The following is a 19,451-nucleotide window of genomic DNA, read 5'->3' on the forward strand; positions in this document are numbered from 1 at the left end:
TGCTCACCACGTCGAAGGGCCGGGCGGCCCGACGCGCCCCGTGGCGAACGCGCCGATGGTGGACCAGTGGGCCGTGCACGGGGGCAGCGAGGACAGCGAGGCCACATGGTCGTGGAACTCGGAGATGCGGAGGTTCTCCACGTTCAAGCACTTCGCGCCCTCGGGGCTCCAGATCGCTTCGAGGTGCGTCGGGTCGGCGCCCGGAAGGATGCCCAGCTTGTCGCGCACGACGATCGGGGTACCCGGGCGCGTGAAGCTGGTCGTGCGCTCCGCGCCGCCCGCGGGGCCCGCGAAGTAGGCCGCGCGCTTCGCGTGCAGGCAGGCGCCGAACAGGAAGCGGCCCTCGTCGGCGCTCGCCGTTTCGGTCCGCCAGGGGGCATATCCCCACGAGAGGCACGCGTCGATGGCCCCCGTCTCACAGCTCATCGTGGTCGCGCTCGCGTCGCGCGCGACGGTGGCGAAGAGCCCGTCGACCCTGCTCTCCCCCGCGAACGACGCGCGGAGATCGACGCGGGCCACGCTGCAGTGGCGGCGCCACCTGGAGGCGCTCGGATCGGCCCCGGCGGGGACCACCCGGTATTTGACGTTGTACCGTCGGAGCCAGGGGCGCGGCTCCGGATCCGGCGCCGGAGGCGGCAGCGGCGCCGGGCCCGGCGGCTCTACCATCAGCTCGTAGCGGAAGAACAGGCCCCCGGGGCCGGCCACCTCGAGCTTGAACGAGGAGAGCGCCGCTCCCCGGATGGGCGGGAACACAACGCCGTCGAGCGCATATTCGATCTCGAGCTCCATCCCGACGGCGCGCACGCTTCGCAGCACGACCGGGCGAAAGGCCGCCTCGCCGGGCAGCTTGCGCGACGCGCTCACGGCGGACGAGTACAGCGCGGTGGGCCTCGTCGCGCTGCGGAACTCGAGCTTGACGCTCCCCCCGGCGTTGACGAACCGCTCGGGGCAAAAGGACGGGACGCCTTGATCGTTGAGAAAGCAGTAGGTGCTATCGCTGGCCGCCATCACGTAGATACCCGGGCCGTTGCTGCCAGGGCGCTTCGTGGGGTCATAAGGCAGCAGCGCCCTGAGATCGGGGAGCTCGTACGTCGTGTCCCCCTCGGCGCCTCCCGTCGCCGCGCCGGGCGGCAGCGCGCCGGCGGGCTCGCCGGCGCCGCCGGCCTCGATCCCGGACGGGGGCGCGTCCGGCGCCGCCTGCGCTGCGTCTTCGGGATCCCCGGGCTCGGGCAGAGCGCAGGCGCCGCACGCGCCCGCTGCCAGGAGCGCCAGCATCGATCGCGCGCGCCACGCCGCCGAGGCGCCTCCGGCGGCCCGCACGCCGCGCCCACGTCGCTCGCCTCGCCAGGTTTCGTTTCTCATCGGTCATCCTCCTCGTCGCGCTCGTCGCGTTCGCCGCCCTCACCACCCCGGGGACCGCGGCCTCTGCTGGACACAGGCCCCCGTGCTCCGACAGCCCCGCAGGGACGCCCCGGGGCGGGAGGCAGGATGCGGCCCTCCGGCCCCGGGCGCCGCCTTCACTCGCAGCTCGGCGGGCGGATGGTCGTGCCGCCGGCGGTGACGCTGAAGGGCGGTCGATTCGGGCTGAAGGGCTTCGCGTGGTCGTCGCAGGCCTCGACGCCGAAGAGCGCTCGCGCCGCGCCTGCGCCGAAGGCGTCTTCGCACTGCTGCATCGCCTCGCTCACCGCCCTGGCCTCGGCGCCGATGGCGCTCGTGTCGACGCTGCCGTCGGGGTTGAAGCGAATGTCGGTCACGTGGTTCACGCTCGTCAGGCTGGTCTGCGTCGAGACAGGGGCGCACACGAGGCTGAGCTGGGCCTCGACGCACTTCGCCTGCGCCGCGCTGAACCCGCTGGCGCGCAGGGTGTTCGAGTACGAAGCCGGGTCGGCGCAGACGTTCGACGGGTAGGGGAAGCCGGAGACCGCCCGGCCCGTCAGGCAGATGTTCACGGCCGGGCGCGCGCCGCTCGGCGGATCGGCCTCGCAAGGCGGCGGCGTCGGCGGGTTCGGCGCCGTGTCGGCGAGGCAGGTGTTGACGTCGACGGGGAAGCTCGAGAAGGCGCCGTCGAGCGGCAGGTGCGACTGGACGTTCGGCTGCGTCAAGGGCGCGCCCGTGCCGGAGCCGGTGCCCATGCGGAAGCGGTTCGCCTCGGGCCAGTCGCCCGTCGTCGTCTCGGCCAGCGTCCCGCGGGTGTTGACGATGGGCACGTCGAAGCCGAAGGGCCCGAAGCGCAGGTGCAGCTTGATGGCCGCCGAGTACGTCGCGTTCACGAAGCCGCGGGGGGTCACCGAGAGCACCGTGACGGGCTGCTGGTTCTCGAGCGCGACCGCATCGCGCAGCACCTGCTCCTGGCCGCCGTTGACCCCGAGCCCGCCGGAGACGTCGAGCCACATGGCGAAGATGCCGATGTCGAACCCGGCGCCCGCCGTCAATACCGACTCCATGCCGACGCTGTGCCGCACCGTGAAGGTGTGATCGTCGTCCTGGATCATGCGCGCGAGCATCGGGTTCGTCACCGGCATCAGGCCCATGTCGCCCGCGCCCGAGGGCGACAGCAAGAACCAGCGCAGGCCCGACGCCGGCGCGACCGGCGTCGGCGTGGCGGCCGTGCCCGAGCCGAGCATCATCGGCATGTCGCCCCACGACACCGGGAAGGGCACGACGATCGAGCCGATGGGGCCCATCGGCCGCGGCGTCAGGCCGAAGGGCAGCGTGCCCGAGGTGTGGCCGAGCAGCCGTTCGTTCGGCGTGCTCAGCGTGCCGATGTCGGCGCGCGCGTTGAGCTCGAGGTTCACGTGCACGACGCCGATATCGAACAGCGGGAACCTGACGGGGGCGGGCCGCACGACCGCCCGGCGCGAGACCACCGCGTCGGCGTGCGTCACGGTCTGAAAGCGCCGGCGGAAGGCGCCCGTCGTCGGATCGAGCGACGCGTCGTTCACCACCTCGCCGTCCGCGCTGACGAAGGCGAGCGGCGCGCGCATCTCGCCGAAGCCAGGCAGACCCATGTTGCCGATCGGCGTCAGCTTGCCCCCCGCGAGGATGGGCACGACGAACGCCTGCGCGCCGTCGTTGACGCCCGAGCCGGTGAAGCGCTCGGGCCCGTCGAGCACCACCGTCGGCTCCATGACGAGCAGGTCCACCGTGCGGCCGAAGAGCCTGAGCTCGGCGAGCGCCCTCCGGCCCATCGACCGCTTGCCGCGCGCGCTCTGCTGGCGCTGCACCTCGCGGGCCGCGCAGAACAGGCGCGCGCCTCGCAGGCGCGCCTCGCCGAACAGGCGCGGGTCGGGGTAATTGAACGTGCCTGTCTTCTCGATCGAGCGCTTCAGCCAGCGGGCGCGCGCGGCGGCGAAGCCGTCGAAGTCCTGCGTCACGCTGGCCGAGAGTCCCCCGGGGAACATCGCCTCGAAATCGGCCAGCACCGCGCTGGCGTCGGCCTCGTCGAGCGCGGCGGCGACCTTCGCGTCCGCGCTCGCGAGCGCCTCGTCGAGGTGCGTCCTGAGCGCCGGAGGCGCCGAGAAGGGGTCGGCCGTGGCCGCGTTGCGCCAGGCTGCGCGGTCGCTCGTCGGCACGGCCGCGAGGTTCGCTCCGTTCGAGAAGCTCGCCAGGCGGATGGCGCTCCCGCTCGTGTCGCTGATCGGCGTGCTCGCCGGCACCGCGCTCATGCCGGCCGCGGGCAAGGTCGCGCTCGCGGTGGCGGGGCCGGCGACCGGCGAGCTCACGCTGACGATCGGCTGCTCGCCGGCGCCGGTGTCGTCCGGCGCTTCCGGCGCGGGCTCCGCGTCGGCGAGGCATCCGGCCGCGAGCGCGCCGAGCGCACCCAGGACGACAGGAGACAGGACCGAGCTGCGGCGGGCGCGCGTGTGGACATGATTCGACATGATTTCCTCCTGAGCTGGTTCGCGACGCCTGCGCGCGGCGCGCGGCGCGGCGTCGTCGACGGGTGGCCTCGCGCCCCCCGGCGCAGGGGGCGCGGCGTGGTGGCGTCGACCCGGCCACCGCGGAAGTCGGTGCCGCCGCGCGCGGCATGCTCCGCGGACGCGACGGCCTTTCGCGACGGCCTTTCGCGAAGGTGTTTAGCGAGGCGCGTGCCAGCCGCTCTGCCTCCGGCCCGGATCCAGCGCAGGCCCGCGGGCGCCGCCGCGGGACGCTGCGCCTCGTGTCGCCCCTCGGAGCCCCCGCCCCGGGCACCGGCTCGGGCACCGCTGTGGACACCCCTATGGGCACACCCGTCGGCGCCAGGCACCTATACTGACCGTGGGATGACGGACGACGGGTCGACCCTGCAGCCGAGCGGGCATCGCGCCTCGAGCAGCGGCGGGCCCGCCGCCGCGCCGGGCCTCGTCCGCGTCTTCGGCGCCGGGGTGACCCTGGCCAGCGCGCTGCCCTTCGAGGGCGAGGCGCTCGAGCTGGGTCGCGGCTCGGCGGCGCTCGGCGAGGCGAAGGACCCGCGCATGTCGCGGCGCCATGCCCGCTTCCGCTTCGATGGGCGGCGCTTCTGGGTCGAAGACCTCGGCAGCCAGAACGGCACCGTCGTCGACGGGGAGCCGCTGCCGGCGGGGGCGCCGCGCGAGGCGACGTGCGTCGTGCGCCTCGGCGACTCGCTCTTCGTGCCCTCGATCGACGTCGGCCCCCTGGCGCGCCAGGGCGTCGTGGCGCGCCAGGGGTTCGTGCGAGGCCCGGCGATGCAGCGGCGGCTCGCCGAGGCGGTGCGCGCCGCCGAGCTCGGGCTCTCGCTGCACATTCGCGGCGAGAGCGGCACCGGCAAAGAGGGGGTCGCCCGTGCCTTTCACGAGCAAGGCCCGCGCGCCGCCGGGCCCTTCGTGCCGGTCAACTGCGCCTCCATCCCGCAGGGCATCGCCGAGCGCCTGCTCTTCGGCGTGCAGCGCGGCACCTACTCGAGCGCCAACGCCGACGCGCAGGGGTATCTCCAGGCGGCCGAGGGGGGCACCCTCTTTCTCGACGAGATTGGCGAGCTCGACCTCGAGGTGCAGGCCAAGCTCTTGCGCGCGCTCGAGACGCGCGAGGTGCTCGCGCTCGGCGCGTCCAGGCCGAAGAAGGTCGACTTTGCCTTCTGCTCGGCCAGCCACCGCGATCTGCGCGCGCAGGTCGCGAACGGGCGGCTGCGCGAAGACCTCTACTTTCGCCTGGGGCGCCCCGCCGTCGAGCTGCCGCCCCTGCGGCGGCGCCTCGAAGAAATGGCCATCTTGATCGAGCAGCAAGTGCGGCAGCTCGCGCCCGAGCTGGGGCTCCACGTCTCGCTTGTCGAGGCGTGCCTGCTGCGGCCCTGGCCGGGCAACGTGCGCGAGCTCCTGGTCGAGGCGCGCGCCGCCGCCCAGAGCGCGCTCATGCAGGGGGCCTCGCGCGTCGAGGCCGCGCACCTCAGCCCGTGCGCCGGCGCCCTCTTCGAGCCCGACCCGCCCTCCGGCGCCCCGCCCGCCGAAGGCCGAGACAGCGCGCCTGCCGCGCCCCGAGCGCGCCGCGCGCTGCCCTCGCGCGCCCCCCCGCTCGACGCCGGCGAGCGCGCCCGCATCGAGGCGGCGCTGCGCGAACAAGGCGGCAACGTGCGGGCCGCGGCGCGGGCGCTCGGCATGCACCGGACGCAGCTTCGCCGGCTCATCGAGCGGCACGGCCTCGGGGCATCGACGGGCGCCGGCGAGCCCGACGACGCGCCGGGCTCTGTCGACGAGAGCCCGACCTAGCCCTGGCCAGTCGACATCCCAGGCGTCTTCAACGAGGGCGGGGCGCCTCGTGCCCTCGTGGATGGGCTCGCTGCCTTCTTCAGGGTCTGATCGCGAGCAGCGTCGGCGTTTGACCGGGTGCCGCGGCGGCCATCGCGTCGATCAGCGCGCGCGGCTCGCCAGGCCCGACGGCGCCCGTCTTGCGGACGGCGTCGACCCTGCTGAGCCCCCACAGGAGCGCGGCCGCCGCCGGCGTGGGCAGGCGGCTCACCGTCACCATCGGCTCCGGCGTGATGGTGTTTCCGAGGCGGCGCACCACGCGGAAACCTTCCTCCATGGCGCGCGCGAGGCTCATCGCCTCTGCCCACGAAACGCCTGCTTGCCGCGCGTGGGCCGTGACGATGGCGACCATCGCCGGCACGACGAGCGCCGCGTGCGTGCGCAGCCAGCTCTCCATGTCGGAGTGCACGACGGCGGGAATGCCGGCGTCCGTGAAGACCTTTGCCCAGGCCGCGTCGGTCACCGTGGTGACCATCCCTCGGGTGACGACCTTCGACGTCAGCTTGCCGTCCTCGAGGGTCGCCAGGATCGCAGGGAAGCCGAAGGCGAAGCGCGCCGGGCCCACCGCCTCTCGGAGGCGGCCCAGCGGCTCGAAGGTGTTGAACATGAACATCACGGACCTCGCCGCGCTCCCGGCCAGCGCAGGGAGCACGGCGTCCACCTGGAACGCGAGCACCGTCACGAGCACCAGATCCCACGGCGCCGTCGCGTCGAGCGCGGCGGTCACGCGCACCGCCGCGCGCTCGCCCGAGGCGCTCACGATCGCCTCGTCCCGCCGCAGCTGCTCCAGCCGCTCTCCGCGGGCGATCACCGTCACCTCGTGCCCCGCGCGCGCGAGCTGAAAGGCAAAGGTGCTTCCAATCCTACCGGCGCCGACAATGGCAATCTTCATGCGTTACACCGTAGCTCCTGTGGGAAAATCTCATAAATAACGGGCCGATTCAGAAGTACGGGCCGAGGCTCTCTCGGCGCCATCGTCATCGTCGGCGCGCGCTTCGGTGTTAAACCAACTGGATGGTTTAAATACTAGGGAGCGGCCTTGGCCGTGTCAACTGGGCGAGGCGGCGGTGCGCTGTCCTTGCCGCGCGCCACGGCGTGTGCTCCAGGAAGGATCCACCCATGCGCTACGATTCGGCGGCGACCAAGAAGAGGCTCCTCGACGCTGCGCTCGACGAGTTCGCCGAGCGAGGGCTGGCTGGCGCGCGCGTGGACCGCATCGCGGAGCGGGCCTCGGCGAACAAGCAGGCCATCTACGCCTATTTCGGCTCCAAGGAGGGTCTGTTCCGCAGCGTGCTCGAGGAGCGGTGCCAGATCGCGTTCGACGCCGTGCCCTTCGACCCGTCGGACCTGCCGGCCTTCGTCGCCGGCGTCTTCGATCACCTGGTCGAGAATCCGAAGAGCGTGAGGATGATGATGTGGAGGCAGCTCGAGCTCCCCGACGAGGCGCAGCACGACGTCGCGACCGCCAAGGTGCAGGGGCTCGCCGCGGCCTACGACCTCGGGGCGACACCGAAGCCGTGCGCCGAGGACCTGTTCGTCATCCTCCTCGGGCTGTCGATGTCCTGGTTCAGCTTCGCGCCAAACCAGCCGGTCGCGAAGGGATCGGCGGCGGAGCAGCGGCTGCACGCCTTCAGGCGCTCGCTGGTCACGGCGGCCGACGCGGTCGTGAAGGCGATGGCGAAGCAGAAGCGATAGCTGGTCCGTGCCGGGCCTGGGCGCCATTGGCCGCCGAGGATGCCGCCGGCGCGCTGCCAAGGCAGGCGGGCGGCAGTCCACGACGGCAGCCCGCGAGCACCGCGGCGCTCAGGGGAACCACGCCGCGACCTGCACCACCTCGCGCGCCGCGCCGGCCAGGCCTTCGTCGCCCGCGAGCGCCGCGATGAGCGGCGCGAGCTTGTCGAGGCTCACGCCGTCGCCCGCGAGCGCGGCATGGCGATAGTCGCTGGCCACCGCGTCGAGCAGGATGCCGAGCGCCGCGGCGGCGCCCTCGGGCGGGAAATGGCGGGCCAGCGGGACCAGGTCGAGCAGGCGGCTCGGCTCGTCGGCGCCGAAGCGCAGGGCCAGTGGGAGGGCCTGACGCGTGAACTCGGGGGCGTGCGCGGGATCGTGGCGCGCCAGGATGCCGAGGGCGGTCAGGCGGCCACCGTCGCTGAGCAGCGCGACCTCGGCGAGGAGCGCGTCGCTGTGGCCCGTCGCCGCGAACCAGGGGCAGACGTCGAAGAGCATCCAGCCGCGCTCGCGCGGCTCGGCCTGCTGGATGGCCTCGTCGATCCGCGCCAGCAGCCGCGCCGGCTCCGCGGCGAACGGGAGGCTGCGGGCCAGCGCCCGCACGCGCGCCGCTTCGGGCAGCGTCTCGAGCAGGTCCTCGGCGGGATCGCCCAGCGCCCGGAGGCGCGGGATCAGGCTCTCGAGGAGCTCGGCGGCGCGCTCGCCGAATTGGGGTGCGAGCGCTGCGGCGCGGCGGGCCTCTGGGGCGTCGAGGAACGGCACGAGCTCCGCGAGAGTCCGTTGCATCAGCAGGTCGTACGGGTTGACGTGCTGCTCCACCGCGGCGAAGGCGGCGCGTACGCGCTCGGGATCGCCGAGGCCGCGCGCGAGCGCGGCGAGCGCTCGCGCCCGCGCGGGCCCAGGCAGCGCCTCCGCGTCGGGCCAGAGCGCCTCGGCGACCGCACGCGGGTAGCGATCGGCGAACAGGTCGAGATCGCCAGGATCTCCGCCGCTGTCACGGAGGACGGCGAGCGCCTCGCGCACGACGGCGATCCCTTCCTCTGGAGGCAACCACTTCGCCACGAAGAGCATCTGGCGCGCTCGCTCCTCCGCGTTCTCCGTGGTCCGATACGCGGCGAGCGCTTCCCGCGCGAACGCGTATCCCGCCTCGCCCCCGACGACGTCGGCGAGGCTCAGGAGGCCATCCCCGCGGAACTCGGCCGCCGGGGTGCGCCGTGCGGCGTCCGTGGCCCACGCGAGTACCTCGGCGCGCGCCGGGCCGGCCGTCATCGCCGCGCCGAGCGCGGTGAGCGCCCTGGCCTGATCTCGCTCGTCCGCGATCGGCGTTTCCCGGATCATGGGCTCGACGCCCACAGGAGCTTCGTGGTCCTCGCGGTCGGCGTATGAGTTCATGCTCGCCTCGACCAGAGCCGCGCGCACCGCGAGGGCCGTTGCCTCGTGACCCATTGGAAGCGGCTCGACGGCGCGGCGGCGCACGCGCTCGAGGTCGGCGACGAAGCCGAGGCAGCCCTCGGGCCGAGCCATCCAGCGGGCGAGGTGCTCCTCGGTGACCAGCGCGGCGAATGCCTGGAGCGGTGCGGCGGCCTGCTCGAGGTGGGCGCGCGCGTAGGCGCACGGATAGCCGTCCGGCGGGAGCGACAGCAGGCGGCGGAGTGACGCGTCCCGCGCGCAGCGGTCGAGGCGCTCCTCCACCTCACGGCGGGCCGCGTTCGAGCGGAACGCGTACGTGCCCTCGAAGGCTGCGACGAGCGGCTCGATCCCGGCGAGGGCGCCGTCGATCGGGGCTCCGAGGGCGGCGGTGATCTCGTCCTCACGAAGCCGGCCGTAGGCGACGGAGAGCAGGCCGAGGAGCTTGGCGGATGCGGCGCCCGCGGTCGCGAGGAGCTCCGCGGGATCGCCCGGCGCAGGCCAGGGCCGCGCCGGCAGTGGATGGATCCGCGTGCGCGCCGGATCGAAGCCGAGGCGCTGAATCCACGCGCGGGCCGCGGCGTCGTCGCCCTCGACGGTGGCGAGCACCTTGACGCGGGGACCCACGGCGGAGAACAGCGCTGGCCAGGCGACGAGCGGCTCCGCTTTCTCGACGTCGGTGATCGCGAGCAGCAGCGAGGGGTCGTCCTGCGTCGGCTCCGCGCGCAGATGCTCTTCCGCGATCCGCGTGCGCAGCAGCCGAGGCGGACCGCCCACATAGTCGGCGCGCAGCCGCGAGGTGAGCAACGCGACCAGGTCGCGCTCGAGCCTGAGATCAGGGCCGATGGGAGCGAGCTGCGCGTTCCATGCCGGGCTCTCCTGGGACGCGCGGACGATGTGGCCGCCCACGACCGCGCGCCGGCTCGGGCGCGGGCCGTGCAGGAGCGCATAGGGCTGGTCTGGCTCCTCGATCCACCGGCCGAGCGCGGCGAGTGCGGCTTGCTCTGCAGGGTCGAGCGTGGCGCGGGACGCCGTGTCCCAGGCGCAGCGGCAGGCGCGCTCGATGAGCCCGGGGGCGGGTATCCGGGGCGGGGGTGTCGTCATCGCACGTGGCTGGCTGCTCTGCGTGATGCTTCCAAATGAAGAGAGGTGTCCAGAGATATTCTGACGGGAGGGCGACTCGTAGAAGAAGGTGCGGTGTCGAATTCCTGCTGCGCGGGGGCGAGCTCGGATGGAGGATGGGTGAGAAGGTTCAGGGATGTTGCGAGGATAGCGGGGGTTGGCACTGAGCTGGCGAATGGCAAACACGCCGCTTCGCCAGGAACCGTGGTTCCGCGCTCCACCCGCTCGGCGCTCAGGGGAACCATGCCGCGACCTGCACGACCTCGCGCGCTGCGCCGGCCAGGCCCTCGTCGCCCGCGAGCGCTGCGATGAGCGGCGCCAGCCGCTCGAGGCTGACGCCATCGCCCGCGAGCGCGTCAGAGCGGATGTCTCCGGCCACCGCGTCGAGCAGGATGCCGAGCGCCGCGGCGGCCCCCTCGGCCGGGAAGTGGCGGGCCAGCGGGACCAAGTTGAGCACGCGGTCCGGCTCGTCGGCGCCGAGGCGCAGGGCCAGGGGAAGGGCCCGGCGCGTGAGCTCGGGTGCGTGCGCGGGATCGTGGCGCGCCAGGAAGCCGAGGGCGCACAGGTGGTGGGCGTCGCCGAGCGGCGCGATCCAGGCGAGCAACGCGTCGCTCTCGCCCGCAGCGCCGAGCCACGGGCCTACGTCGAACAGCAGCCCATAGCGATCGAGCGGCTCGGCCCGGCGCAGCGCCTCGTCCATTCGCGCCCAGAGCGGCCCCGGCTCGGTGGCGAACGGGAGGCTACGGGCCAGCGCCCGTATGCGCGATGATTCCGACAGCGCCTCGAGCAGGTCCTCGGCGGGATCGCCCTGCGCCCGCAGGCGCGGTATCAGCCCCTCGAGGAGCTCGGCGGCGTGCTCGCCGAACCCTGGCGCGAGCGCCGCGGCGCGGCGGGCCTCCGGGGCGTCGAGGAACGGCACGAGCCGCGCGAGCGCCCAGTGCTCGTTCAGGTCGTACGGCTCGATGTGCCGCTCCACCGCGGCGAACGCGTCGCGCACGCGGTCGGGATCGCCGAGGACCCCCGCGAGCGCGGCGAGCACCCGCGCCCGCGCGGGCCCAGGCAGCGCCTCCGCGTCGGGCCAGAGCGCCTCGGCGACCGCGCGCGGGAAATGTTTGGAGAAGCAGTCGACATCGCCAGGATCTCCGGCGCCGTCGCGGAGGCTGGCGAGCGCCTCGCGCGCGACCGCGGCTCCTTCCTCCGGAGGCAATCCCCCCGTCGCGACGAGCATCTGGTGCGCTCGAGCCTCCGCGTTCTCCGCGGTCCGGAACGTGGCGAGCGCTTCCCGCGCGAACGTGTACCCCGCCTCGCCCCCGACGACTTCGGCGAGGCTCAGGAGGACATCCCCGCGGAACTCGACGTCCGGGATGCGCCGTGCGGCGTCCGCGGCCCACGCGAGCACCTCGGCGCGCGCCGGGCCGGCCGCCATCGCCGCGCCGAGCGCGGTGAGCGCCCTGGCCTGCCGCCGCTCATCCGCGATCGGCGTTTCCCGAGTCATGGGCTCGACGCCCACAGGCGCATCGTGGTCCTCGCGGTCCGCGCATGTGTTCACGCTCGCCTCGACGAGGGCCGCGCGCACCGCGAGGGCCGCAGCCTCGTGACCCATTGGAAGCGTCTCCACAGCGCGCCGGCGCACGCGCTCGAGGTCAGCGACGAAGCCGAGATAGCCCTCGGGCCGAGCCATCCAGCGGGCGAGGTGCTCCTCGGTGACCAGCGCGGCGAATGCCTCGGGCGGCGCGGTGGCCTGCTGGAGGTGCGCGCGCACGTAGGTGCAGGGATAGCCGTCCGGCGGGAGCGACAGGAGCCGGCGGATCGACGTTTCCCGCGCGCCGCGGTCGAGCCGCTCCTCCACCTCGCGGCGGGCGGCGTTGCAGCGGAACGCGTAGGTGCCATCGACGGCCGCGACGAGCGGCTCGATCCCGGCGAGCGCGCCCTCGATCGGGGCTCCGAGGGCGGTCGTGATCTCGTCCTCGCGAAGCCGGCCGTAGGCGCCCGCGAGCAGGCCGAGCAGCTTGGCTGGCGCGGCGCCCGCGGCGGCGAGGAGCGTCGCCGGATCGCCCGGCGCGGGCCAGGGCCGCGACGGCAGCGGATGGAGCCGCGTGCGCGCCGGATCGAAGCCGAGGCGCGGGAGCCACGCGCGAGCAGCGGCGTCGTCGCCCTCGACAGTGGCGAGCACCTTGACGCGGGGACCCACGGCGGAGAATAGCGCCGGCCAGGAGACGAGCGGCTCCGCCTCCTCAACGTCGGTGATCGCGAGCAGCAGCGAGGGCTTGTCCTCCGTCGGTCCCACGCGCAGCTGCTCTTTCGCGATGCGCATGCGCAGCCACCGAGGAGGACCGCCACTGTACCCGGCGAGCAACCGCGAGGTGAGCAACGCGACCAGGTCGCGCTCGAGCCTGAGATCAGGCCCGATCGGCACGAACTGCGCAGCGTAGGCGATGCCTTCCTGCTGTACACGGACCAGGTGGGCGGCCACGACCGCGCGCCGGCTCGGGCGCGGGCCGTGCAGGAGCGCATAGGGCCGGTCTGGCTCCTCGATCCACCGGCCGAGCGCAGCGAGTGCGGCTTGCTCTGCAGGGTCGAGCGTGTCGCGCGACGCCTCGTCCCAGGCGCAGCGCCAGGCGCGCTCGACGGGCGCAGGGGCAAGGATATGGGGCGGGGGCATCGTCATTGCGCGGGTCAGGTGGTGAATGGGGGAGTCGTGGACCGCATCGTCCGGATGTTCTGTTGTCGAGAGCGCTTCCGCTGGCTGCTCTGCGTGATGCTTCCGTCCCACCGGCCCATCTTGTTCACCTTGGTTTCCGTTTCGTCGTTTGGGCCGACCACGCCGCCCTTCGCGTCGTTGCCGATGTTCGCCGGGTGGAGGCCGAGCTCGCGGAAGATCTGCGCGCACATGGGGCAGGGCGCCATGGCCTCGCCATCCTCGTTCGTGGTCTCGATCGTCGCACCGTTCCTGAAGCGCTTCTGAAGCGCAGCGCGCACTTCCTCATCGGTCATCTTAGGCTTCCCCTGCGCCGTTCGCTGTGCGTCTCCTTCGTTGCGGACCTGCCGCGCCATCTTGTGCAGCGCGTCCACCTCCGCGCATGTTGTGTCCCCCGTCGGAGTGTTACGCGGATCGTGCGCCCTCTGCGCGTTCTTGACGGCCTCGGTGATCGCAGGGTCCTTCAGCTTCTCGCGCTGCTGCTCTGCCGTGTTCCCGCCGCGCTCTCCCTGGCTCTTGCCCTCGATATCGGCCGGCACCCCGCGGCGGTTCTTCGGATCGGTGAAATCCTTGCCTCCAGGGTTGTTCCCGGCCGCGTTCCGGACGGTCGAGAACGGCATCAGCCCGCTCGGGTCGACGAAGCGCGTCGGCACGTTGCCGGCGTAGTCGAAGCCGTTGAACCCCCCGTCGAGGCCGGCCGGGTCCGCGCTCAGGTACCGGCCGAGCGCTGGATCGAAGTAGCGGTAGCGGTTGTAGACAAGCCCCGTCTCCTCGTCCTCGTACTGGCCCGGGAAGCGGAGCGGCGTCGTGGTTCGCCCGCCCTCCTTCACCTTCGCGCTGAACGCGGATCGGTCGAGCTCGCACACCACCTCGCCCGCTGAGCCGACCAGGCGCTCGGGGGCGCCCACGTCGTCGTTGAGGTAATGGAACCACGGGCTCTCCTCGCGGCGCCCGCCCGCCATGCGCGCGTCGCGGTGAGCCCAGGGGGCGTACCGGGCCTCCTCGAAGCAGTACGTGCGCTCCTCCACGATGGGATCGCCCGACGCCTGCGCCACGCGCTTGATCTCGTGGACGAGCACGCCGCCGTCCCACACGAAGCGCACGCTCGACACCTCGCGCCGCCGCCCGTCGGGCGCTCGTTCGAACGTGCATTTCCCGATGCGCCGCGCGAACGGATCGTAGCTGTGCTCGACCACCCTCCCGTCGGGCTTCTCGACTGCAGCGAGCAGCCCGAGGCTGTTCCATGTGTAGCGGGTCAGCCGGCCCTCCGCGTCTCGCGCGCTCGTGAGCCTGCCCGACTCGTCCCATGCATACGTGGTGTCGCCCTTCTGCAGCAGGCGGTTCCCGGCGCCGTAAGCGCGCCGCTCGCCGTCCGGCTCGTGGAGGTTGCCCGCGGCGTCGTACGCAAAGCGCTCGCCTTGGCCCCGCTCGTTGCGGACGCCCAGGATCTGCCCGGCGGAGTCGTGCTCGAACAGCCTCCGGCCGAGCGCGTCGTCCCACGTCTCGACGAGCTCCGAGCACGCCCCGTAGCGGAACGCCTGGTACACCGTCGTCCCCGGCGGGCGAGGGCCGACCCAGTCGGGACGACCCCCGCCGGCGCTGGCCTGCGCGGGGTGGCCCACCCAGCGCTGGGCCATGCGGCCGAGCGCGTCATAGACGACCTGGATGCGCCCGCCGTCCGGCAGCGCGCGGGCGATCTCGCGCCCGAGCGCGTCGTGCGCGACGCCGACCGTGACACGCCCGTCCAGCACGACCTGCGTGGCCCGGCCGCAGGCGTCCCGCGCGAAGGCGACCGAGTGGCCGAGCGACGTCGTCCGCTGGGCGACGTTGCCCATGAGATCGTACGTGCGCCGCACGAAGAACGCGTCCCCCGACGCGATCTGCCGCTCCTCCACGACCCAGCCCACGGCGTTGCGCGTGAACGTGAGCTCCCCGGCGGGCGTGACGGCGGCGATGAGGTGGCCGCAATGGTCGTACTCGAACGATTCCGTGGCGCCGTCCGGCAGGGTGCGCTGGACCAGCTGTCCGGCCGCGTCATAGGTGAACTCCGTGAGCTCGCCCGCGCCGGTCTTCTCGTGGAGGAGCTGCCCGGCCATGTCGTGCCGATAGTACTTCTCCAGCCCGGCGAACGTCCGCTCGTACACCATGCGGCCCGCTGTGTCGTAGCGCATGAGGTAGGCGTCTCCACGCGCGTTCTCGGCCCGCACGAGGCGACCCTCGCGATCGTAGCCGAGCCGGTTCACCTCACCGTTCGGGCGGCGGATCGCGCAGACCTTGTGCAGGCCTCCCCGATCGAAGCGCGTCGAGGTGCCGTCCGGGTGATCGACGCGCACGACGTCCCCGTTGCGGTCGTGGGCATAGCGGGTCACGCCCCCGTCCGGGTGGCGCACGGCGACGCGATCGCCCCGGTCGTTGTAGGCGTACGACGTGATGTGCCCGAGCGCGTCGCGCACCGACAGGCAGCGTCCCCAGGTGTCGTAGACGTGCTCGGTGACGGCGCCCGTCCCGTCGATCTTCTGGATCACGTTGCCGTGCGCGTCGTGGAGGAAGCGCGTGCGCGCGCCGTTCGGCGCGACGGTCTCCGTGATGAGCCCCCGCGCCTCGACGCGGACCTCGAAGGTCGCGCCGATCGGATCGGTCCAGTACAGGACGCCCGGGGTGCGCGTCACCTCCGTGACGCCGCCGGCCGGGTCGGTGACGCGGCGGATGTGCCCGTCCGGCTCGCGCTCGATGACGGTGGTGCGGCCCAGCGGATCGCTCACGCGGAGCGTGCGGCCGCGGGCGTCACGGACCCAGGTCGTGGTGGCCCCGAGCGGGTTGGTGAACGAGCGGAGATTGCCGTTCTCATCGTAGGTGCGGCAGTAGACGGCCCCGCCGGATACGGCCTTGTCGAGCTTGCCGAACTCGTTGGCGAAGTAGCGGTGCACGGTGATCGAGTCCGCCACCTCCGAGTACCCGTCGTCGCCGTAGACGAGCTTGCAGTGGTAGATCCCCCGGGCCTTCGTGCCGTCGGCGAGCGTCTCGGGCACGCCCTCCGCGAGGCCGAGGCGCCCGGGATCGGGGTGATCGCCCCAGGTCTCGACGCAGCGAGCACGCTCGTCGTACCGGAAATGGAAGGTGAGGTCCTCGGGATCCGTGCGCGACGTCAGCCGGTGATCGTCGTAGGTGTAGCGGGTGACGCAGCCCTCGGCGTCCATATCGGCGATCAGGTCGCCGCGCTCATCGTGGGTATAACTCCGGAGGGTCACCCATCTCCCTCGCTCGGGTGCGTTCTTGACCTCGAGCGCGGCGACGCGGCCGTCGGGCGTCCGCCGCACGCGCACGACGCGGCCGGCGGCGTCGGTGATCGACTCGATACGCCCCTCGCGGTAGGTGAGCCGCGTCGTGTTGCCATGGGCATCGCGCACGGCGGAGAGGCGGTATGTCGAGCCGTCGCGCTCGGAGAACAGGTAGAACGAGCCAGCGGCGTCATCGAGCACGAACCCGCTGGCGTCGCGGGTCAGCACCCAGCCGTCGGGGCCGACGCCCGCGTCTCCCTCGGCGATGGGGTCGAACGAGACCGCCGCGCCCGTGTCGGTCCACAGCACGGTGGTCTGGCGCCGCACCTCGACGGCCCACGCGAACGAGTGCACCCAGCCGAAGCCGAGGCCGACGTCGCGCTCGCGGGCGCTCGTGCTGTAGCGGCGCACGAACCGCAAGCCGAGAGGGCCGAGCAGCTCGAGGTCGACCACGGGATCGGTGAACACGCGGCCGGTGGCGACGTCGACGGGGTCGCCCTTCGACACCTTCCCGCTCTTCTTCGACCCGTGGTGGTTCGGGCAGCCGGAGCCGTCGCCGCCCGCGCCGCCGCAGGCCGACTTCCCTCCTCCGCTGGCGCCGTCGCCCCCGTTGGAGCCGTCGGCGCCCTGGTCCTTGCCGCTCCCCTTGCCGCCCTTGCCGCTGCCGCCGCCGCTGCCGCCGCCGCCGCCCATGATGAAGACGCCGGGGTTCATGCCGGGGATCGCCGGGATATTCGGGACGGGGGCCGTGCGCGCCATGGGCCGAGCGTAACAGGGGGCGCACAGCACCTGACAGCCGCATCCTCCCCCCACGGACGCACAGGAGAGCACGTCGATCCGATCGGGCAGCCGAGAGGTTCATCGCGCTGCCTCCTCGTCCGGCCTGTCTCAACACCGTTGGCACCTCCATGCGCCTCCGCGCAATTTTGTCCATTCCCGCGCAATTGGCGTATTTGCGCGCTCGATGTTGCGGCAAGAGGCGAGCTGTCGGTATCGTGCGCGCCATTCGCCCACTCAGGAGCTCTGCCGTGCACAAGATCTACCTCGCCCTTTCCGCAGCATTCCTCGTCACCTCTACGGCCTGCTCGGATGAATCCAATCCAAGCGGTACGAGTAATGATCAGTCCAGCAGCAGCACTTCGACCAGCAGCGCATCGGGCAGCGGTACCGGAGGCAGCGGCGGGTCAGGGAGCACGGGCGTCGGAGGAGGCGGCGCTGGTGCGACGAGCGGATCGGGCGGCGCAGGCGAGGGCGGTGCAGGCGAGGGCGGCGCGGGGACCGCTGGCGGGCCCGCGACCGGGGCCGGCGGGGACCCGGGCACCTCATCGCTGGGTTTCTTCGTGTCCACCCCGAGCGACAGCGGCGGCGATCTCGGAGGGATCGCCGGCGCGGACGCGACCTGCCAGGCGCTGGCGGCCGAGGTGGGCGCCGGCGGTCGCACGTGGCGCGCGTACCTGAGCACGAGCACGGAGGATGCCCGCGATCGCATCGGCAAGGGGCCCTGGGTCAACGCCAAGGGCGTCACGGTGGCCGCCACTGTCGAGGCGCTGCATGCGTTGCCCGGGGGCAACCCGGAGCTCTTCGTCGATCACAAAGGCAACCCCATCAACGGCCAGTGGCAGGGCTCTCCCTCGCCGATCGAGCACGATATCCTCACGGGCTCGGCGGCGGACGGCACGGCCCTGGCCGCCACGTGCAACGACTGGACGTCGTCCACCGCCACGCCTGGGCCGCAGGTGGGGCACTCCGACGGCCTCGGTCCGAACATGAACGGGCAAGCGCCCTACAACTCGTGGAACTCCGTGCACGCCCCCGCGGGTTGCAGCCAGCAGCAGCTCGCGGCGGTGGGCGGCGCGGGCCGTATCTACTGCTTCGCCGCGGACTGAGCCTTCGCCCGGCTCAGGCGGTCACGCCGGGCTGGACGCCGTTCAGCGCAATCACGTCCTGCTTGATCGACGCCCTCGTCGAGGCCGCGGCAGCGCCGGCGGCCTTCGCGAGGGCGTCGCCGCTCAACCGTCGAACGGGTGTATGCGATCACCGCAACCCGCGGCGCTCAACCACACAACGCTGGCAACCAGAAACCTGATGAGTCGCACGGACGCACCTCCCATGATGCGAGCATCGTGGATGCGACCGGGAGGAGCAAGACGATCTCGGTGACGCTGCCCCGGACAGCGCATCTCCGTCGGGCAACCCCATCCTCGTCGGGTTCACCGCGGCATCGGCATCGGGCGGCGCCGGCCGCGGGAGAATCGAGCTGGTGGATAGTCTATCGCGCGGCCTGCGGATGGCCGGAGTCTGGCGTTCGTCGACCGAACCTCGGTCGCGAGCGGGGCGAAGCTCAGGCGGTCGCGCCGGGCTGGATGCCGTTCAGCGCCATCATCTTCCGCCGCTCGTCGTCCTTGTTGAGGCCGCGGTACCGCTCGTCGAGCTTCGCGATATCGAGCTTCAGGATACGGCCGTAGAGCGAGAGGGCGAGGCCGACGATCGACGGGTGGCAGGCGGACTTCACCCGCTCGTCGTAGTAGGGATACGCCGCCTCGTGGAAGCTGCGCAGGTTGTAGAACGGGATGCCCGGGAACTTGTGGTGCTCGTTGTGGTACGTGACGTTGTTCCAGAGGAAGTTCGTGACGCGCGCGCTCGTCCCGTAGGTGCGAGAGCTGTAGGCGTCCTCCCCCGGGAGCATCTCGTAGTGCTCGATCATCGAGGTCACGCTGGCGAGGATGGCGCCGAAGACGAACGGCAGGACGTAGAAGAAGAAGAACACCTGGAGCGGCATGACCCAGAAGAAGAAGGCCATGAGTCCGTAGAAGCCGAGGAGCTCCACGTTCATCTTGACGCGCTGGAGCGGCGACAGCCGCTTCACGTACCGCGCCATGCAGCCGAGGAAGTAGAGCGGATAGGCGAACGTGTAGACGGCGAGGAGCAGGAGCCTCGCGAGGACGGGGTTCCGCGTGTAATCCGTGACGACGAAGTTGTCGACGTCAGGGTACGTGTTCGCGATCTTGTGATGATGAAGGTGGTAGTTCGTGTACAGCGTCACGCTCATGCCGGTGGGCGCCCAGCAGAGCAGGGCGATGACGTACGAGGTGAGCTTCGAGCGCGAGCAGCTGCCGTGGACGGCGTCGTGCGCCACGGCGCCGAGGCCGCGGACGAGGTTGGCGATCAACCACGAGCAGGCGACCCCGATCGGGATGGCGAGCGGGTGGTGCTGCGTCGCGTACAGCACCCACGTGACCGCGGCCCAGATGCCGAAATGAAGCGGGATCTTGAGCAGGTGAATCGGGTTGCGCCTGTAGGCAGCCTGCAGCAGCTCCCGCGGTACTGTGTCCATGCCGGCCATGCTGATCTCCGTGTTTCTCGCGCGTGCGCGGCCCGGAACTTCGCAAAAAACAGGCGGGAAAACAAGAGCACGCCCGCTTTTTACCCCCGCGGCGCGAATGCCCCTACGCGCCTGCGCAGGGGCCGGCGACAGGG

The 19,451-nt window shown here is 72.4% G+C and carries 10 protein-coding genes; 3 read left to right on the forward strand and 7 right to left on the reverse strand.

Annotated elements, in window-relative coordinates; all coding sequences use genetic code 11:
- Positions 1–3: 3 nt before the first annotated feature.
- Positions 4–1,362, reverse strand: a complete 1,359-nt coding sequence (locus tag WME82_RS49445) for an ADYC domain-containing protein (RefSeq protein WP_438041011.1) — start codon at positions 1,360–1,362, stop codon at positions 4–6.
- A 155-nt stretch (positions 1,363–1,517) separates the two neighbouring features.
- Entirely contained in the window at positions 1,518–3,881 is a 2,364-nt protein-coding gene (locus WME82_RS49450; protein ID WP_438041012.1) for a hypothetical protein, read from the reverse strand.
- Between the two features lie 381 nt (positions 3,882–4,262).
- On the opposite strand from WME82_RS49450, the gene WME82_RS49455 reads away from it, so the two are divergent.
- Positions 4,263–5,702: a sigma 54-interacting transcriptional regulator gene (locus WME82_RS49455; protein ID WP_438041013.1), complete on the forward strand. Its 1,440-nt coding sequence runs from the start codon at positions 4,263–4,265 to the stop codon at positions 5,700–5,702.
- Positions 5,703–5,781: 79 nt separating this feature from the next.
- On the opposite strand, the gene WME82_RS49460 is transcribed toward WME82_RS49455, so the two are convergent.
- Entirely contained in the window at positions 5,782–6,633 is an 852-nt protein-coding gene (locus WME82_RS49460; RefSeq protein ID WP_438041014.1) for a ketopantoate reductase family protein, read from the reverse strand.
- Positions 6,634–6,860: 227 nt separating this feature from the next.
- Between WME82_RS49460 and WME82_RS49465 the strand changes: the two genes are divergently transcribed.
- The gene (locus tag WME82_RS49465) at positions 6,861–7,436 is read left to right on the forward strand and encodes a TetR family transcriptional regulator (RefSeq protein ID WP_438041015.1); all 576 of its coding nucleotides are present in this window, start codon (positions 6,861–6,863) and stop codon (positions 7,434–7,436) included.
- A 108-nt stretch (positions 7,437–7,544) separates the two neighbouring features.
- Here WME82_RS49465 and WME82_RS49470 read toward each other — a convergent pair whose 3' ends face one another.
- The 3 genes from WME82_RS49470 to WME82_RS49480 all read right to left on the reverse strand — a co-directional run bounded on the left by WME82_RS49470 (position 7,545) and on the right by WME82_RS49480 (position 16,733).
- On the reverse strand, positions 7,545–9,980 hold the full coding sequence (locus WME82_RS49470; protein ID WP_438041016.1) for a hypothetical protein: 2,436 nt from the start codon (positions 9,978–9,980) through the stop codon (positions 7,545–7,547).
- A gap of 250 nt (positions 9,981–10,230) precedes the next feature.
- Positions 10,231–12,660, reverse strand: a complete 2,430-nt coding sequence (locus WME82_RS49475) for a hypothetical protein (protein WP_438041017.1) — start codon at positions 12,658–12,660, stop codon at positions 10,231–10,233.
- 14 nt (positions 12,661–12,674) lie between these two features.
- Positions 12,675–16,733: an RHS repeat-associated core domain-containing protein gene (locus WME82_RS49480; protein WP_438041018.1), complete on the reverse strand. Its 4,059-nt coding sequence runs from the start codon at positions 16,731–16,733 to the stop codon at positions 12,675–12,677.
- A gap of 581 nt (positions 16,734–17,314) precedes the next feature.
- Between WME82_RS49480 and WME82_RS49485 the strand changes: the two genes are divergently transcribed.
- Positions 17,315–17,860, forward strand: a complete 546-nt coding sequence (locus WME82_RS49485; protein WP_437857165.1) for a hypothetical protein — start codon at positions 17,315–17,317, stop codon at positions 17,858–17,860.
- A gap of 455 nt (positions 17,861–18,315) precedes the next feature.
- Here the strand turns inward: WME82_RS49485 and WME82_RS49490 are convergent, their stop codons facing one another.
- A complete protein-coding gene (locus tag WME82_RS49490; RefSeq protein WP_437857169.1) occupies positions 18,316–19,308 on the reverse strand; it encodes a fatty acid desaturase family protein in 993 nt (330 codons plus the stop codon).
- Positions 19,309–19,451: the final 143 nt, after the last annotated feature.

The organism is Sorangium sp. So ce128 (assembly GCF_051525245.1).
GTDB classification, from domain to species: Bacteria; Myxococcota_A; Polyangia; order Polyangiales; family Polyangiaceae; genus Sorangium; species Sorangium cellulosum_B.

Coding starts and splice junctions, on each gene's coding strand:
- WME82_RS49445 (WP_438041011.1), bottom strand. CDS start 1,362: ATGAGAAACGAAACCTGGCGAGGCGAGCGACGTGGGCGCGGCGTGCGG.
- WME82_RS49450 (WP_438041012.1), bottom strand. CDS start 3,881: ATGTCGAATCATGTCCACACGCGCGCCCGCCGCAGCTCGGTCCTGTCT.
- WME82_RS49455 (WP_438041013.1), top strand. CDS start 4,263: ATGACGGACGACGGGTCGACCCTGCAGCCGAGCGGGCATCGCGCCTCG.
- WME82_RS49460 (WP_438041014.1), bottom strand. CDS start 6,633: ATGAAGATTGCCATTGTCGGCGCCGGTAGGATTGGAAGCACCTTTGCC.
- WME82_RS49465 (WP_438041015.1), top strand. CDS start 6,861: ATGCGCTACGATTCGGCGGCGACCAAGAAGAGGCTCCTCGACGCTGCG.
- WME82_RS49470 (WP_438041016.1), bottom strand. CDS start 9,980: ATGACGACACCCCCGCCCCGGATACCCGCCCCCGGGCTCATCGAGCGC.
- WME82_RS49475 (WP_438041017.1), bottom strand. CDS start 12,660: ATGCCCCCGCCCCATATCCTTGCCCCTGCGCCCGTCGAGCGCGCCTGG.
- WME82_RS49480 (WP_438041018.1), bottom strand. CDS start 16,733: ATGGCGCGCACGGCCCCCGTCCCGAATATCCCGGCGATCCCCGGCATG.
- WME82_RS49490 (WP_437857169.1), bottom strand. CDS start 19,308: ATGGACACAGTACCGCGGGAGCTGCTGCAGGCTGCCTACAGGCGCAAC.